Annotated in this window: 15 protein-coding genes; 1 reads left to right on the forward strand and 14 read right to left on the reverse strand. The window is 66.9% G+C overall.

The window, feature by feature from the left end:
- The first annotated feature begins 172 nt into the window (after positions 1-172).
- Positions 173-1,180, forward strand: a complete 1,008-nt coding sequence (locus ABM562_RS26130) for an Ldh family oxidoreductase (protein ID WP_115086974.1) — start codon at positions 173-175, stop codon at positions 1,178-1,180.
- A gap of 25 nt (positions 1,181-1,205) precedes the next feature.
- Here the strand turns inward: ABM562_RS26130 and ABM562_RS26135 are convergent, their stop codons facing one another.
- The 14 genes from ABM562_RS26135 to ABM562_RS26200 form a co-directional block, all read right to left on the reverse strand.
- On the reverse strand, positions 1,206-2,786 hold the full coding sequence (locus ABM562_RS26135) for an aldehyde dehydrogenase (NADP(+)) (RefSeq protein ID WP_115086973.1): 1,581 nt from the start codon (positions 2,784-2,786) through the stop codon (positions 1,206-1,208).
- A 26-nt stretch (positions 2,787-2,812) separates the two neighbouring features.
- A complete protein-coding gene (gene abaF / locus ABM562_RS26140; RefSeq protein ID WP_258577948.1) occupies positions 2,813-4,195 on the reverse strand; it encodes a fosfomycin efflux MFS transporter AbaF in 1,383 nt (460 codons plus the stop codon).
- A gap of 69 nt (positions 4,196-4,264) precedes the next feature.
- A complete protein-coding gene (locus tag ABM562_RS26145; protein WP_010223887.1) occupies positions 4,265-5,182 on the reverse strand; it encodes a dihydrodipicolinate synthase family protein in 918 nt (305 codons plus the stop codon).
- A gap of 124 nt (positions 5,183-5,306) precedes the next feature.
- Positions 5,307-6,335, reverse strand: a complete 1,029-nt coding sequence (locus ABM562_RS26150; RefSeq protein ID WP_460423844.1) for a trans-3-hydroxy-L-proline dehydratase — start codon at positions 6,333-6,335, stop codon at positions 5,307-5,309.
- 95 nt (positions 6,336-6,430) lie between these two features.
- Positions 6,431-7,153, reverse strand: a complete 723-nt coding sequence (locus ABM562_RS26155; RefSeq protein WP_258577947.1) for an amino acid ABC transporter ATP-binding protein — start codon at positions 7,151-7,153, stop codon at positions 6,431-6,433.
- Positions 7,146-7,796 carry an amino acid ABC transporter permease gene (locus tag ABM562_RS26160; RefSeq protein WP_045196748.1) on the reverse strand — a complete coding sequence of 217 codons (651 nt, stop codon included), beginning with the start codon at positions 7,794-7,796 and terminating at the stop codon, positions 7,146-7,148. Before ABM562_RS26160 ends, ABM562_RS26155 begins: the two co-directional genes overlap by 8 nt.
- A 10-nt stretch (positions 7,797-7,806) precedes the next feature.
- Positions 7,807-8,472, reverse strand: coding sequence for an amino acid ABC transporter permease (locus tag ABM562_RS26165; RefSeq protein ID WP_115086970.1), 666 nt, complete (start codon positions 8,470-8,472; stop codon positions 7,807-7,809).
- Positions 8,465-10,246 (reverse strand): cis-3-hydroxy-L-proline dehydratase, encoded by a 1,782-nt coding sequence (gene lhpI / locus ABM562_RS26170; RefSeq protein WP_460423846.1) that lies wholly within the window; start codon positions 10,244-10,246, stop codon positions 8,465-8,467. The genes ABM562_RS26165 and lhpI overlap by 8 nt, the downstream gene beginning before the upstream one ends.
- 10 nt (positions 10,247-10,256) lie before the next feature.
- Positions 10,257-11,075: an ABC transporter substrate-binding protein gene (locus tag ABM562_RS26175; RefSeq protein ID WP_010223880.1), complete on the reverse strand. Its 819-nt coding sequence runs from the start codon at positions 11,073-11,075 to the stop codon at positions 10,257-10,259.
- 242 nt (positions 11,076-11,317) lie between these two features.
- Positions 11,318-12,067 (reverse strand): AraC family transcriptional regulator, encoded by a 750-nt coding sequence (locus tag ABM562_RS26180; protein WP_115086968.1) that lies wholly within the window; start codon positions 12,065-12,067, stop codon positions 11,318-11,320.
- A 56-nt stretch (positions 12,068-12,123) separates the two neighbouring features.
- On the reverse strand, positions 12,124-13,380 hold the full coding sequence (locus tag ABM562_RS26185; RefSeq protein ID WP_460423848.1) for an FAD-dependent oxidoreductase: 1,257 nt from the start codon (positions 13,378-13,380) through the stop codon (positions 12,124-12,126).
- Positions 13,377-13,613 carry a (2Fe-2S)-binding protein gene (locus ABM562_RS26190; RefSeq protein WP_134062789.1) on the reverse strand — a complete coding sequence of 79 codons (237 nt, stop codon included), beginning with the start codon at positions 13,611-13,613 and terminating at the stop codon, positions 13,377-13,379. Before ABM562_RS26190 ends, ABM562_RS26185 begins: the two co-directional genes overlap by 4 nt.
- Positions 13,606-14,721 (reverse strand): NAD(P)/FAD-dependent oxidoreductase, encoded by a 1,116-nt coding sequence (locus tag ABM562_RS26195; RefSeq protein ID WP_460423850.1) that lies wholly within the window; start codon positions 14,719-14,721, stop codon positions 13,606-13,608. Before ABM562_RS26195 ends, ABM562_RS26190 begins: the two co-directional genes overlap by 8 nt.
- Positions 14,718-15,650 (reverse strand): 4-hydroxyproline epimerase, encoded by a 933-nt coding sequence (locus tag ABM562_RS26200; protein ID WP_460423852.1) that lies wholly within the window; start codon positions 15,648-15,650, stop codon positions 14,718-14,720. The genes ABM562_RS26195 and ABM562_RS26200 overlap by 4 nt, the downstream gene beginning before the upstream one ends.
- Between the last annotated feature and the right edge of the window lie 319 nt (positions 15,651-15,969).

A 15,969-nucleotide genomic window follows, 5' to 3' on the forward strand; every position in this document is an offset into this window, starting at 1 on the left:
AGACAGGGGCGGCCTGCGGTAGTTAATTGTCGGGTGAGGCCATCGCGGGGCAAGTCGAGTCGTCGCACCGCCGCGCCCACTGTGCCGAGTTCGTCATCACACGGGGCTAAAGCGATCAAGTCGGCGCAGTTGGGCTTAGGGCAGGCTGGACAGTCAGCCCAAGGAGATGACCATGATCCGACTGACCCTGTCCGAAGCCCATTCGCTTGCCTGTTCGATCCTCTTGCACAACGGCTTTTGCGCCGACCACGCCAAGGCGGTGAGCGACACCATCGTCGCCGGCGAACGCGATGGCTGCGCATCCCATGGCCTGTACCGGGTACTGGGGTGCGTCAGCTCGCTCAAGGCCGGCAAGGTGGTTGCCGATGCCCGCCCCGAGGTCGTTGACCAGGCGCCTTCTATCGTGCGCGTGGACGCCGGCGGCGGGTTCTCCCAGCTGGCGTTCCAGGCCGGCTTGCCGTTGTTGCAAGCCAAGACCCACAGCAATGGCATCGCGGCCCTGGCGATCAACCGCTGTGTGCACTTTTCCGCATTATGGGTCGAGATCGAGCAACTGGCCGAGGCCGGCCTGGTGGCCCTGGCGTTCACCCCCAGCCATGCCTGGGTCGCGCCGGCCGGCGGGCATCGGCCGGTGTTCGGCACCAACCCCATCGCCTTCGGCTGGCCGCGGGCGGGCCAGCATCCTTATGTCTTCGACTTCGCCACCAGTGCCATCGCCCGGGGTGACATCGAACTGCATCGGCGTGCGGGCAAGGCCATTCCCGAAGGCTGGGGCGTCGACGAGCACGGCCAGCCCAGCACCGACCCCAACGTCGTGCTGGATCGGGGTGCGATGCTGACCTTCGGCGGGCACAAGGGCTCGGCGCTGGCGGCAATGGTCGAGCTGATCGCCGGTCCCTTGATCGGCGACTTGACCAGTGCCGAATCCCTGGCCCATGCCGACGGCAGCAAAGCCTCGCCGTACCACGGCGAATTGCTGATCGCCCTGGACCCGCGCAGGTTTCTGGGCGATGCCGCCGATCAGCACCTGGCCCGCGCCGAAGCGGTATTCGAGAGCATCGAAGGGCAGGGCGCGCGGCTGCCGTCTGCGCGCCGTTATGCAGCACGCGCGCGCAGCCTGGTGGAGGGCGTGGAGATCCCGCAGGCCCTGTACCACGATCTCAGGGCGCTGCTGGCCTGAGCCCCTGTTCGGGTCGCCGCCGCTCCTACAAAGCGGCGCGACTGCTCTGGCCATCGACCAGGCGAGCGATGCCCAGCGGGTTGGCATTCTGCAGGGCCGGCGGCAGCAGCGCATCCGGGCAGTTCTGGTAACACACCGGGCGCAGGAAACGTTCGATGGCCAGGCTGCCGACCGAGGTGCCGCGGGCATCCGAGGTGGCCGGGTACGGCCCGCCATGCACCATCGCATCACAGACTTCGACGCCGGTCGGGTAGCCGTTGAACAGCACGCGACCGACTTTTTGCTCCAGCAGCGGCACCAGCCCGGCGTGGGCGTGCAGGTCCGCAGCTTCGGCGATCAGGGTGGCGGTGAGCTGACCGTGCAGGCCGTGCAAGGCCTGCTGCAATTGCTCGTTGTCGGCCACCTCGACCAAAATGGTGGCCGGCCCGAAAACCTCTTCCTGCAACAGCGCATCGCCCTCGATCAGCAGGCGCGCATCCGCCTTGAACAGCTGCGGCTGCGCCTGGTTGCCCTGTTGCGGGTGCCCCGTCAGGTGGCGGATACCCGGATGTGCGAGCAGCGTCTCGACGCCCTTGCGGTAACTGGCGAGGGTGCCGGCATTGAGCATGGTTTGTGCCGGTTGCTCGGCCAGTTGCGCGGTCAGTTGTTCGGTAAATGCACTGAACGCCTGCGAGCGCAGGCCGATGACCAGCCCCGGATTGGTACAGAACTGCCCGCAGCCGAGCACCACCGAGGCGGCCAGCTCGCGGGCAATCTGCGCGCTACGTTGGGCCAGTGCCTGGGGCAGTACCAGCACCGGGTTGATGCTGCTCATTTCGGCGAATACCGGGATCGGTTGCGCCCGCGCGGCCGCCATGTCGCATAGCGCACGGCCGCCCTTGAGCGAGCCGGTAAAGCCCACGGCCTGGATGGCCGGATGCTTGACCAGCGCTTCGCCGACGCCGGCGCCGTAGATCATGTTGAACACGCCTTTGGGCATATCGGTGAGATCGGCTGCGCGGATGATCGCGTCGGCGACCCGCTCGGCGGTGGCCATGTGGCCGCTATGGGCCTTGAACACCACCGGGCAACCGGCGGCCAGCGCGGCGGCGGTGTCGCCGCCGGCGGTGGAAAAGGCCAGCGGAAAGTTGCTGGCGCCGAACACGGCGACCGGGCCGACGCCCAGGCGATATTGGCGCAGGTCGGCGCGTGGCAGCGGTTGGCGATCCGGCTGCGCGCGGTCGATCCGCGCAGCGAGAAAATCGCCCCGGCGCAGCACCTGGGCGAACAGGCGCATCTGCCCGCAAGTGCGCCCGCGCTCGCCGCGGATCCGGGCAGCGGGCAGCGCCGTTTCGCGGCTCACCAGCTCAATGAAATCATCCCCCAGGGCCTCCAGTTGCGCGGCGATGGCCTCAAGAAACTGCGCTCGCCGCTCTGGCGACAGGCTGCGCAGCACCGGGTAAGCGTGGGCAGCCGCGTTGGCGGCGGCATTCACTTCGTCGGCTGTGGCCTGGTGGAATTGATAGGGCAAGGCCTCGCCGCTGACCGCGTCGTGGCTCTGCAGGGTGAGGGTGCCAGCGGCGCTGCGCGCGCCGCCGATGTAGTTGTGGCCGATGATATCCGGCATGGAACACTCCTGAAAAAATGGGGGGGTCAGGCCAGCGAACGGCCTTGGCGAACAGGCGCGGCTTGCCCGGCAGCGATGCGCGCGGCGGCCTCGGCGTCTACCTGGTGCAGCGACTTGCCGCGGGTCTCGCGGGTCAGGCCGACGGCGACGATCGAGATCAGCGCGGCGCCGACCAGGTACCAGGCGATCGGCGTCGAGCTGTGGAACTCATTGAGCAGGCTGATGGCGATCAGCGGCGCCAGGGAACCGGCGAAAATCGGTGCCACCTGGTAGCACAGCGACAGCGCGGTGTAGCGCACATGGGTGGGGAACAGCTCGGCCATCAGCGCGGAGTAGGGCGCATAGGTCATCGACTCGATGGCCAGGCCCAGGGTGATCGCGGCCATGATCAGCCAGTTGTTGCCGGTGTCCATCAGCGGGAAACCGACGAAGCCCCAGAACGCCGTGAGCACCGCGCCGGTCAGGTACACCGGCTTGCGCCCGACCAGGTCGGACAGGTAACCCATCAGCGGGATCATGAAGAAGTGCAGCAGGTGCGCGCCGAACATCAGCAGGAGGATCTGCGAGGTGTCCTTGTGCACCACCAGCTTGAGGTAGGTGATGGAGAAGGTCACCACGGTGTAATAGAGAATGTTCTCGGCAAAGCGCGCGCCGATCCCCACCAGCACCGCGCGCCAGTGATGGCGCAACACTTCGACCACGCCCAGTTGCTGCTCGGCTTTCTGTGCCTGGCGGGCCTGGGCCTCTTTGAAAATCGGCGCGTCGTCGACACTGGTGCGGATCCAGTAGCCGATCAGCACCACCACCGCCGAGAACCAGAAGGCGACACGCCAGCCCCAGGCCAGGAACTGCTCTTCCGACAGGTTGCTCGACAACAGCAGCAAGGCGACGGTTGCCACCAGGTTGCCGGCCGGCACCCCGGCCTGCGGCCAGCTGGCCCAGAAGCCGCGGCGGTTGTCCGGGCAGTGCTCGGACACCAGCAGGATGGCGCCACCCCATTCGCCGCCGAAGGCGAAACCCTGGATCAGCCGCAGCAGCACCAGCAACACCGGCGCGGCATACCCGATGCTGTCGAAGCCCGGCAGGCAGCCCATGAGGAAGGTGGTGATGCCGACCACCACCAGGCTCAGTTGCAGCAGGCGCTTGCGGCCGAACTTGTCACCGTAGTGACCAAACACCAGGCCGCCCAGCGGGCGGGCGAGAAAGCCCACGGCATAGAGGGCGAAGGCGGCGATGATGCCGTCGACGGGGCTGTCGGTCTGGCGGAAGAACAGCTGGCCGAAGACCAGGGCCGAGGCGGTGCCGTAGAGGAAGAATTCATACCATTCGGCGACGGTGCCGGCCATGGCCGCGGCCACGACACGTTTCAATCCCGAAGGGCTGGTTGCGCTGGAAGGGTGACTGGACATGCTGACGTTTCCTGTATGGGCGCAAAACAGGCAGGCCGGTCTCCAGGACGGAGCCGGCCCGGCAATCACTCAGAGGCCGACGTCCGGCAGCTGCGGACGGTTGGCCAGGGCCTTGGCCATGATCTGCTCGACGTAGACGCGATCCGCTTCCGGCAAGGCCAGGCGTGGCGGACGGGTCAGCGCGCTGCCGCGACCGGCGATGGCTTCGCACAACTTGATGCACTGCACCAGGTCGGCGCGGGCGTCCAGGTGCAGGATCGGCATCAGCCATTCGTAGATCGGCATGGCCTCGGCGAAGCGCCCGGCCTTGGCCAGACGGAAGATCGTCTCGCCCTCTTTGGGGAACACGTTGGACATGCCCGAGACCCAGCCCTGGGCGCCGACCGCGATGCTTTCCAGGACCACGTCGTCCAGGCCCGCGAACAGCACGAAGCGATCGCCCACTTCATTGCGCACGTCGATGAAGCGGCGGGTGTCGCCGGAGGAGTCCTTGAAGCACACCACGTTGTCGCAGTCGGCCAGGGAAATCAGGATGTCCGGGGTGACGTCGTTTTTGTAGATCGGCGGGTTGTTGTAGACCATCAGCGGCACGTCGGTGTGCTTGGCCACGTAACGGTAGTGCTCGGCGGTCTCGAACGGCTTGGAGCCATAGACCAGCGCCGGCATCAGCATCACCCCGTCGACGCCAACCTGGCGCACCGCGTTGGCCACCTTGGCGGCCTGCACGCTGGTGAACTCGGCCACGCCGCAGATCACCGGAACCCGGCCGCGGGAGGCATCGACGGCGACCTCGGTGACGGCGATCTTCTCTTCGGCGCTCAGCGAGGTGTTCTCACCCACCGAACCGCAGACCACCAGGCCCGAGACGCCGTCGCGGATCACGTTGGAAATCACCTCGTGGGTCTTTTCCAGGTTGATCGAGAAATCGTCGTTGAATTGAGTGGTGACAGCAGGGAAGACGCCGCTCCAGTTTACGTACTTGCTCATGGTGTTCTCCGGTTGTTTATTGTATTTCGTATACGATATTTCAAGTGGTTAATATGGACCAGCGTTTTTTCACGGCTGTGGCTGATCGGTTTTCAAGGGTGTTTCGAAATCAACGGGTTAGGCTTCAAGCGCCGGGCCAGGTGTCCGACAACCGGTAGCCTTGCGGCCAGGGATCGCTTGGATCGAGCAGCAGTTGATGGGTGCCGGTGATCCAGGCACGGCCGGAAATGCACGGGTAGATGGCCGGGCGCCCGGCGATCTCGGTCAGTGATTCGATGCGGCAGTCGAACTGCGAGCCGATGATCGAGCGGCCGATGAAACGCTCGCCGACCTTCATCAGGCCTTTGGCCTGCAGCACCGCCATGCGCGCCGAGCAACCGGTGCCGCAGGGCGAGCGGTCGATCTTGCCGGGGCGGATGACCACGGCGTTGGCGCCACTGGCGACGCCGTCCTGGTACTCGACGGGCGCGGCGATCTGGCAGAAGGAAATGTGCGCCCAGTCCGGGTTCAGCGGGTGGCTGAAACCCAGTTGTTCGTTGGCGGCGTGGGTGATCTTCAGGCCGATCTCGACGATGTCCTTGGCTTCGTCGGGGCGTATCGCAAAGCCCAGCTGCCGGGCATCGGCAATGACGAAGCTGTCGCCGCCGTAGGCAGTGTCGACCTGCAGGGAGCCGTGGCCTTCGACCTCGATCCAGGCGTCGAGGCGGTCGGCGAAGGACGGTACGTTTTTTACCTCCACCCGCTGCACCTTGCCGTCGCGGCATTGGGCGACGGCCTCGATCAGGCCGCCGGGGGCCTCGAGCACCAGGTGTGTTTCGGGCTCGGTCATCGGCAGGATGCCGCTGTCGAGCAGCACGGTGGACACGCACAGCGAGTTGGAGCCGGACATCGGCGGGGTGTCGGCCGGCTCCATGATGATCCAGGCCATTTGCGCGCGCGGGTCCTTGGGCGGCACCAGCAGGTTGACGTGGCGGAACACGCCGCCGCGCGGCTCGTTGAGGACGAAGTTGCGCAGGGTCTGGTCGCTGGCGATCCAGCGCGACTGCTCCCAGACGGTGGCGCCGGGGGGCGGGGCGACGCCGCCGACAATGACGTCACCGACTTCGCCTTCGGCGTGGCAGTTGACGATGTGGATGATTTTCGATGAGCGCATTCACAGGACTCCTTGTGTTGTTAGGGCAGGCCTCATCGCTGGCAAGCCAGCTCCCACAGAGATCCCTGTAGGAGCGGGCTTGCCCCGCGATGCTTCTATTTCACCGACTTCAAGAACGCCGCCGTCTCCGGCTGCAACGGGTTGCCGATCACCTGGTCCGGCGAGCCGATTTCGTGCACCAGGCCGTTGCGAAAGAACGCCACCCGGTCCGACACATCCCGGGCAAAACGTATCTCGTGGGTCACCAGGACCATGGTCATGCCGTCTTCGGCCAGCATGCGCATGGTGTCGAGCACCTCGCCCACCAGCTGCGGGTCGAGCGCCGAGGTGGCCTCGTCGAACAGCATGTAGTCCGGCGACATCGCCAGCGCCCGGGCAATCGCCATGCGCTGTTGCTGCCCGCCGGACAGTTTGCCGGGGAAGGTCTTGAGCTTGTCGCCCAGGCCCACGTGGGTCAGTTGCTTGACGGCCAGCGCCTCGGCATCCTGTTTGTTCTTGCCCAGCACCTTGCGCGGCGCGAGCATGACGTTTTCCAGCACCGTCAGGTGCGGGAAGGCGTTCCACTGCTGGAACACGATGCCGATCTTCTGGCGCAGGCGGTTGAGGTCCGTGGCCCGGTGGTGGACCTCGACGCCGTCGACGCGGATGTTGCCTTTCTGGATCGGCTCCAGGCCGTTGATGCACATCAGCAAGGTCGACTTGCCCGAGCCCGAACCGCCGATGATCGACACCACCTCGCCCTTGTCCACGGTCAGGCTCACGCCCTTGACCACTTCGAGGTCGCCGAAGGATTTGTGTACGTTCTCGATCTCAATCATTTTCCTGCCACCTTCTTTCCAGACGGGCGCCCAGGCGGGCAACCACCAGGCTCATGACGTAGTAGATGAGGCCCGCGATGCACAGCACCAGCAGGGGTTCCTGAATCCGCGTAACGATGGTCTGCGAGGCGCGCAGCAGTTCGACGATGCCGATCCACATCACCAGCGCCGTGTCTTTCATCACCCCCAGGACCAGGTTCAGCCAGCCGGGAAACGCCACCCGGGTGGCCATCGGCAGGACGATCCAGCGCAGGTCCTGCAGGTAACTCATGCCCAGCGAACGGCTGGCCCGGCGCACGCTCAGCGACACCGCCAGGACGCCACCGCGGACGATCTCGGTGAAGTACGCGGCGGTGTAGACGCCGAGCACGATGCAGCCGACGCTGAAGGCGCTGATGTCGAGGCCGACGATGCTCTTGAACGAGTTGAACAGTACGAACTGGATCAGCAGCGGCACGCTGCGAAACACATCCAGCACCCACGCCAGCGGCAGGCTGAGCCGTGGCCACAGGGCCCGGGCCAGGCCGAACAGCAGCCCGGCGAAGGTACCCAGCAGGATCGCCCAGAAGGTCAGTTGCAAGGTGATGCGCGCCCCGTCGAGCAGGAACACGAAGTCGTTCCAGGTAAAACCGGTGGAAAACATGCCGAGCTCCTCAGTAACGGAACAGCCGCCAGGCCATCAGCCGGGCCAGCGCGACGATCGCCTTGGCAATCACGTAGTACAGCGCCGCCGCCAGGGCGAAGTATTCGAAGGTGCGGAAGGTCTTGACGTTGTAGTCCTGGGTCACCCCGGTCAGGTCGTTGTTCAGGCCGACGATCACCCCCAGCGACGTCATCAACACCGCCCAGACCATCTGGTTGGTCAAGGGGTAGAACACCACCCGCAGCAGTTGCGGGATGACGATCATCCGGTAGGTCTGGAAGGCGCTCATGCCCAGCGAGCGCGCCGCGCGCATTTGCGTGGTCGGTACGGCCTTGAGGCCGCCGCGAAAGTTCTCCGCCAGGTACCCCGCGTTGTTGAAGGTGATCCCTGCCAGCAGGGCGATCCAGGAACTGACATGCAGGCCCAGGGAGCCCAGGCCGAAGTACAGGATGTAGATCTGGAACAGCGACGGCGTGTTGCGCGCGATCGACACCCAGCCATTGGCAAAGCCGCGCAGCAGCGGCTGCTTGCCTTCGCGCATCACGGTCAGGGCCAGGGCGATCAGCACCCCGAAGATCATCGACAGCGCCGCGGTCTCGAAGGTCACCCAGGCGCCGGCCAGCATGTCTGGCAGGGCGCGCAGTGCCGAGCGCCACTGGAAGGTGTAGTCAAACATGTGCGGGGCCCTCCTTGCAGGCAGCCGGTTGCAGCCAGGCCGGCAAGCGGCCGCTGGCCTGGCCGCTGCAGGCCGACTCGACGCATTCGGCGAGGCTGGCGAAATGCACCGGGCGACCGGCCAGGCCCGGCCCGTAGTGGGCGTACTTGCCAGAGTTGGTCATCAGCGTGCGCGCCGCTGGCGGGATCACCGGCTCACCGAGCATGCACCAGCAGGTGTCGGTGACCAGGGTCACGCCGAAGCGTTCGAGCCCGGCGATCAGCCCGGCGGCGCGGGCCTGTTCGAGCACCGCGCGGCCGCAGGTAATGGCCACGACCACCTCCGGGTGTTTGTGCCGGCCCTGGCACAGGTGCGCGAGCGCCGTGAATTCGCTCAAGGAAAAATGCGGGTTGCCCAGGGAAACCACATCCACCTGCGGCTCACGGGCGCTGTTGAGCGCGCGCCAGCTGTGCAGCAGGCCCTTCAGTTCAATACGCTCGGTGGCCAGGCTGGCGCCAGGCTCGAGTACCTGCGCCGGGTCCAGCGCTTCGGGGGTGACCCCGGCGATATGAAACAGCGGCGCGGCCGAGGTGGTGGCAAAGGCGGCGCCAAAGGCCTTGAGGTCGTCCAGGCTCGGCTGCGCCTGTTCCAGCCCGTACACCAGGGGAATGCGCGAGCCGGCCAGGGCGCCGATGTGATAGCCGAGCAGGGGGTAGAAGCTGTCGTCCAGCGCCGCCAGCGCCGGCACTTCGACAATCAGCTGGGCCTTGCGCTGGCTGTCCAGGTGGCAGCCGATGCGCGGCGCGCGTCCGGTCAGGGCGATGCAGATATCGAGGTAGTCGGGGTACTTGAGGGTGCGCGCACCCAGCACGCTGTTGGCGTAGACCACGGCGTTGGATTCGGCCCAGACGATCTGTTCGCCCTGGCTCGGCGCGTTGTCCAGCAGGTAGGGCGCGCAGGTGAAGCTCATCTGCGCACCCATGGCCATGTAGGCATCGCCCAGGGCGCTGGCCGGCTCGCCCAGCGCCGGGTCGATACCCAGCTCGCGCCAGCGGCGCTGGTCGACCGAGATGGCGTTGAGCGTGGTCGGCACCCGCACCTTCGCGCCCCAGCGCAGCAGTTGCTCGGCAAAGCCGAGGCTGGCGGGGCCGGTGTAGATGCAGCCGTCGATGTGTGCCCGGGTGACGTCCAGCAACTGCTCGGCGCCTTGCAGTTCGGCCATGCGCAGGACGATCTGCATCGCCATCTGCGCCGCCTTGCCGTGGCTGCCGTCGAGCAGCGTCTGGTCCTGTGGCTCCAGGCTCAGGCGGGTGCTGAAAGGCTGGTCGCCCTGGGCCGGTGACGGGGCCTGCCAGTGATCGCCTGGCGCCTGGGCATACAGGCTCAGGCGCTCGCCTTCGACCCGCGCCCAGCCGGCACCGCGCAAGCCGGCGAAGGCCTCCTTGCCGATGCACAGCACCGGCAGGGAGCGCTGGAACAGCGTCTGCGCGACCAGCACGCCGAGGGTCAGGATCTCGTCGGCTTCGGCCAGCACCAGTGCCGCCGGTGCGTGGCCGTTGCTGATCAGTTCCATCATCACGCTGCTGCCGGTGCACGAGCCGCGCCCGCTGGGAATCGCCAGCACGCGCCCGGCGATGCGCTGGCCGCTCAGTGGATGATGACGGTCGATGACTTCGCCACTTGAGGCGTCGACCCCGCCCCAGAAGCTCAGCCCGGTATCGGCGAACAGCAAGGGGCCCTGGGCCGCGCCCGCGACCAGGCTGCGCCCGGTCAGGGGGATGGGGGTGCTGGTCATGCTGCCCACCTCAGTAGTAGACCTGTGGCACGGTCAGGTCGGTCGGGGCGATTTCAGTGCCTACCCACTTGGTGAACAGCTCCTTGTAGCGCCCGGTACGCACCTGCTGGTTGACGAACAGGTCCAGGTAGCGCAGCAGGCCGTACTCGTTGCGCTTGGCGCCCAGCGACACGTAATCGATCACGTAGGGCGCGTTACCGGCGACCTTGAGGTTCTTGTACTTGCCGGACTTGAGGGTGGCCGCGGCGACGGTGTTGGTGACCACGGTGGCGTCGATGTGCCCCTGGGCGACGGCCAGCAGGGTGTCGTTCTGCGACTGGTAGGCGCGGAAGGTGCCGCTGCCCCAGCTCTTCACATCTTTTTCCAGGGCAATGGCTTCGTAGGTGCCGCTGGTGTTGCCCAGCGCCTTGCCCTTGAGGTCATCGAAGCTGTTGATGCCGGTGTTGTCGCGGGTCAGCACCACCATCTGGAACGCGAAGTAGGGCACGGTCAGGCCGACGGTCTTGGCCCGCTCCAGGGTGTCGGAGGTGGACGCCACGATCACGTCGGCGCGGCCGGAGACCAGCGCCGGGATGCGGTCGGGGAAGGGCGTTTCGACCACTTCGGGCTCGACTCCCAGCACCTTCGCCAGGTCGCTGCAGTAGTCGACGTCGAACCCGGCGGGTTTGTTGGCTTCATCGCGAAAGCCCATCGGTGGGAAGTCCAGGGTCACGGCGCAGCGCAGCTTGCCGGAGCCGATGATGTCGTCGAGTTTGTCGGCCTGGGCATTGGCAATGCAGGCGGTACTGAGAACAGCGCTGAGGGCTACGGCAAATGTGCGGTTTTTCATAGGTGCCTCGTGGTCGGAGAAGTGCTGTTAGATATCGTATTGGAGATTTCGTATACGATATTTTTTAGTGCAATGGCCGTGCCTGTTTTGTTCTTGCTGTAGGAATAATCCCTCGACCCATGGGCTAGGGCGTCTGAAGCAAAGGAGGGCTGTTGTAGGCGGTTTCACCGCTGCAAGATGGGCACCGCGCAGGTGTTACATATCGGAGCACTGCCTGCGCGCAGCGCCCGATAAAGGAACACTCAGCGCTGGCTGTCGCGGTACTGGCTGGGTGAAAGCCCGGTGAGGGCGCGAAACTGGCGGCTGAAGGCACTGTGGTCGGTGTAACCGCAGCGCAGGGCGATGTCGGTGATGGGCAGGTCGAGGTCTTGCAGCAGGCGCGAGGCTTCTTCCAGCCGTGCCTTGTGGATCATCTGCCGCGGCGTGAGCTGGAAGATGCGTTTGCAGTGGCGCTCCAGTTGCGCCACCGACAGCCCGGCGATCGCGGTCAGTTCGGCGAGGCTGATCGGGCGGGTGAAGTGGGCGCGGATATGCGCGTCGACGGCGGCAAGCTTGTGGAACGCCGGGTGGTTCGACTGGGGCAATTGCAGGTCGCGGGAAATACCGGCGAGCCCGACAATGTTGCCCTCGGCATCCTTGAGCGCCCGTTTGTGGGTCAGGCACCAGATGGGCTGGTTGCCGAAGTAAAGGTGCAGTTCGAGCTGGTCGGTCAGTTCCCGGCCACTGCTGAGCACGCGGCGGTCCTGCTCGGTGTAGAGCGGGCCGAAGCGAGCGGGGAATACGTGCTCGGCGGTGAGCCCGAGCAACTCTTCGCGGTGCTTGCGCCCGCAGCGCCGGGCCAGGGTCTGGTTGACGAAGGCGTAGCGCGCCTCGCGGTCCTTGATGAAGAACACCACATCGTTGAGCGTGTCGAGCAGCGGCGCGATGGGCTGCAGGCTGCTGAGCAGGGTCGGCAGGTCGCAGGGCGCGAAGTGGTTGAGCGTGGCGTGCATGGCGCTGACGTTCCGGGGGCGACCGTCGGGATCATAGAGCGCCCCCGGCGTTTATCTCAAGCGTCGCCGGTTTCGTCCAGGCTCAGCAGGGTGTCGATGCGCGCCGGGCTGAACGGCGGGCGTGGCGCCGAAGGTTGCCAGCCGAACAGGTGCGCGGTGGCCGCGCCGCACACCCGGCCCTGGCAGGCGCCCATGCCGCACCGGCTGGCAAGCTTGGCCTGGCGCCAGTCGCTATGGCCGACGAGGGCGGCATAGGGCACGTCTTCGCAGCGGCACACCAGGGTGTCGGCAGTGGCCAGCGATTTGAGCGCAGGGTCCAGGGCGAAGGTGTTGTTCAGCGCGTTGGCAAAAGCGTGCCAGCGCGCGCGGCGGCGCCACAGCCGCTGCGCCGCCTGACGATTGCCGGTGGCGGCACAACCGGCAATCGCACCTTCAACCAGAGCGCGCTCGCTGCCGCCGAAACCGGTGCATTCGCCTGCCGCGTAGACACCGGGCTGCGAGGTTGCCTGCCAGGCGTCCACGGCAATCGCCTGCTGCTCCACGGTGCAGCCCAATGCCTGGGCGAGCTGGATGTTGGGGATCAGGCCGAAGCCGCAGGCCAGTCGGTCGCACGCCATTTCCACCACCTTGCCATTGTGCTTCAGGCGCACGCCTTCGAGCCGGTCGGTGCCCAGTGCGGCCAGTACATGGCTGGCGGTGCGGTACTGGCGGTCGAACAGGCTGAGCGATTGCAGCAGCTTGTGCGGCCAGCGCGGCAGTTGCGCGGCGAAGCCGGCGACGGCAGCACGCGAGGCCTGTTCGGCGATGCGCAGCACCCGGGCGCCGTTAGCCTTGGCGGTGGCGGCGCTGGCCAGCAGCAAGGGGCCGCTGCCGGCGATGACGATACGCTGGTTGTGCACCGGCATCCCGCCCTTGATCAGTGCCTGCAAGCCACCGGCACCGGTCACGCCAGGGAGCGTCCAGCCGGGGAAGGGCAGTAGCAGCTCGCGGGCGCCGGTGCAGAGGATCAACCGGTCGTAGCGGATCTGCCAGCCGCGCTCGGCGTCTTCCACCAGCAGGGTGTCCGGGCCGGGTTGGGCGATCACCCGTGTGCCGCTGTAGTACTGCACATTGGCACAGGCGAGTACCTGTTCGCGCAGTTGTCGGGCCTGGGCAGGCAGCTTGGCCTGCGGCCCGTCGCGCCAGATCTGCCCGCCCGGCAGCGGGTTGTCGTCGAGCAGCACGATGCGCGCGGCGCGGGGCGCGGCGGCCAGTGCCGCGGCCAGCCCGGCGGGGCCGGCGCCAATGATCAGCAGGTTGGTGTATTCGTTCATGCGCGTGTCTCCACCTGCATGCCGTCGCGGCACAGGGTCTGGCAGGCCAGGCGCTGGCGGCCGTCGATGCGCACCCGGCATTCCTGGCAAATGCCCATGCCGCACAGCGGTGCGCGGCGCTGGCCGCTGACCGAGATGCGCGAGCAGCCATCGCCGCCCAGGGCCAGGGCGGCGGCAACGCTGGTGCCGTCGGCCACGTGCAGCGGGCGGCCATCGAGGGTCAGGTCAGGCATGGGCGAGTGCTCCCAGGAAACGATCTGGCAGGTAGGGGCTGGCCGCCAGCGGCGGCGTTTCGGCGAACAGTTGCGCGCTCAGCAGGTCGGCGGTCGCCGGGGCGGTGGTGACCCCCAGCCCTTCATGGCCGACCGCCAGCCACAGGCCGTCCTGGTGCGGATGGCGGCCCACCAGCGGCAGGCCGTCGGGGCTGGCGGCGCGAAAGCCGGTCCAGGCGCGGATGCCGTTCAAGTGTGCCAGGCCTGGCATGTACTCAGTCGCGCGCTTGAGCATACGCGCGAGCATCCAGCCTTCCACGGCCGGGTCAGTGGTGCCGAACTGGCGCGAAGCGCCGATGAACAGCTGGCCGGTCGGGCGCGGCTGGATATTGCACGCGGTGGACGGGCCGCTGGCAGTGTGGGCGCTGGTCACGTAACCCAGCTCCACCAGGGTGTGGGTGACAGTGCCGGGGTAGCGGTCGGTGATCAGCAGGTGGCCTTTTTTCGGTTCGATCGGCAGCTCCGGACACAGTTCAACGGCCTGGATGCCGTTGGCCAGCACCACGGCTTCGGCGCTCAGCCACTGGCCGCTATCCAGGCGCACGCGCTTGCCTTGCAGCGCAGTGACCCGCGCCCGGCGCTGTTCGATACGTGGCGATTGCAGCATCCAGCGAGCGGTGGCCGGTGCGTAGAGGATGCCGTCGCCGTTGATCAGCAGCCCCCCTTCGAGCCCCTCGCGCAACGCTGGTTCGCGCTGGCGCAGGGCGTGCCCGGCGACCAGCTCGCAGGTCACCCCCTGTGCTTGCAGGACGTTGAACTTGTGCTCGGCCACGGCCATCTCTTCGGCGTTGGCCGCCAGCCACAGGGTGCCGTTGCTGCGGTAGGCGCAGTCCGCGGGTAGCCGTGGGGCCAGTTCGCGCCAGCGTTGCAGCGAATATTGGCTCAGCGCCAGCTCCGCAGGGTTGTCGTCGAGCACCAGCAGGTGGCCCATGCCGGCTGCCGTGGCGCCATGCAGCCCGGCGTCCAGCACCAGCACGCGCAAGCCCCGGGCGGCCAGCGACTGCGCGCAGGCCGCGCCGATGATCCCGGCGCCGATCACGATCACATCGGCCACGGCAGCGCCGCTCACGGGCGAATGCCCCAGGCGAACGGGTCGTCTTCCTGGAGGATGAGCGTGGCTTCGGCGCTGATGTGCGCGCGGCCGCGAATGGTCGGGATGATGCGCTCGCCGTCGACCTCGAACGAGCCCTCGAAGGTGCTGCCGATCACGCTGGCCTGGCGCCAGCTCTGACCTGGCTGCAGCTTGCCGTCGGCGGCCAGGCAGGCGAGCTTGGCGCTGGTGCCGGTGCCGCAGGGCGAGCGGTCGTAGGCCTTGCCGGGGCAGAGCACGAAGTTGCGGCTGTCGGCGTCGGGGTCGTCGGCGAACAGTTCGATATGGTCGATCAGGCCACCGTCCTCGCCGCGGATGCCCTGATCGTCCAGTGCCTGCTGCACGGCGTAGGTGTAGGCGGTCAGCGCCTCGATGTTGTCACCGGTGACCTGCTGGCCGTGGTCGGCGATCAGGAAGAACCAGTTGCCGCCCCAGGCCACATCGCCAACCACCCGGCCGAGGCCCGGCACCTCCAGCGCCAGGTCCTTGCGGTAACGGTAGGCCGGCACGTTGCGCACGCTGACCGAGTGGTCCTCGTGCAGGGTCGCCTGCACGGTGCCGACCGGGGTTTCGATGCGGTGCACACCCGGCCCGATCCGGCCCAGGTGCGCCAGCGACACCACCAGGCCGATGGTGCCGTGGCCGCACATGCCCAGGTAACCGGTGTTGTTGAAGAAAATCACCCCGGCGCAGGCGCTCGGGTCCACCGGCTCGCACAGCAGTGCGCCGACCAGCACATCGCTGCCGCGCGGCTCCAGCATACAGGCAGTGCGCCATTGGTCGTGTTCCTGGGCAAGGCGCTGGCGGCGCTGGGCCATGCTGGCGTTGCCAAGGTCGGGGAATCCGTCGGTGACCAGGCGGGTCGGTTCGCCGCCGGTATGGGAGTCGATCACGGTAATGCGTTTCATCGAAGGCCGCGTCCGTTCAGGGAAGTGAACGACAGAGTGGCCTGTCCCCCAGTGCGCAGGCTTGATGCCTTTACGCCACGCCCATGACGAAATCGGCACAGTGGTTGTGCCCTGGCAACTATGGGCCGGCATGCGCAACCTCTGTGGGAGCCGGCGTTGCCGGCGAAGAGGCCGGTAGATCAAACACATTTAGTGTTGTCTGGATTACGACCGCTTCGCGCTCGATCGCTGGCAAGGCCAGCTCCCATAGGTTGGTGCATGCAGATCCACTGTGGGAGCAACTGTCTTGATCAGGCTGTTTGCTCTCGCCAAGGGGTAT

It is taken from the genome of Pseudomonas sp. ZL2, from assembly GCF_054788455.1.

Coding starts and splice junctions, on each gene's coding strand:
- ABM562_RS26130 (WP_115086974.1), top strand. CDS start 173: ATGATCCGACTGACCCTGTCCGAAGCCCATTCGCTTGCCTGTTCGATC.
- ABM562_RS26135 (WP_115086973.1), bottom strand. CDS start 2,786: ATGCCGGATATCATCGGCCACAACTACATCGGCGGCGCGCGCAGCGCC.
- abaF (WP_258577948.1), bottom strand. CDS start 4,195: ATGTCCAGTCACCCTTCCAGCGCAACCAGCCCTTCGGGATTGAAACGT.
- ABM562_RS26145 (WP_010223887.1), bottom strand. CDS start 5,182: ATGAGCAAGTACGTAAACTGGAGCGGCGTCTTCCCTGCTGTCACCACT.
- ABM562_RS26150 (WP_460423844.1), bottom strand. CDS start 6,335: ATGCGCTCATCGAAAATCATCCACATCGTCAACTGCCACGCCGAAGGC.
- ABM562_RS26155 (WP_258577947.1), bottom strand. CDS start 7,153: ATGATTGAGATCGAGAACGTACACAAATCCTTCGGCGACCTCGAAGTG.
- ABM562_RS26160 (WP_045196748.1), bottom strand. CDS start 7,796: ATGTTTTCCACCGGTTTTACCTGGAACGACTTCGTGTTCCTGCTCGAC.
- ABM562_RS26165 (WP_115086970.1), bottom strand. CDS start 8,472: ATGTTTGACTACACCTTCCAGTGGCGCTCGGCACTGCGCGCCCTGCCA.
- lhpI (WP_460423846.1), bottom strand. CDS start 10,246: ATGACCAGCACCCCCATCCCCCTGACCGGGCGCAGCCTGGTCGCGGGC.
- ABM562_RS26175 (WP_010223880.1), bottom strand. CDS start 11,075: ATGAAAAACCGCACATTTGCCGTAGCCCTCAGCGCTGTTCTCAGTACC.
- ABM562_RS26180 (WP_115086968.1), bottom strand. CDS start 12,067: ATGCACGCCACGCTCAACCACTTCGCGCCCTGCGACCTGCCGACCCTG.
- ABM562_RS26185 (WP_460423848.1), bottom strand. CDS start 13,380: ATGAACGAATACACCAACCTGCTGATCATTGGCGCCGGCCCCGCCGGG.
- ABM562_RS26190 (WP_134062789.1), bottom strand. CDS start 13,613: ATGCCTGACCTGACCCTCGATGGCCGCCCGCTGCACGTGGCCGACGGC.
- ABM562_RS26200 (WP_460423852.1), bottom strand. CDS start 15,650: ATGAAACGCATTACCGTGATCGACTCCCATACCGGCGGCGAACCGACC.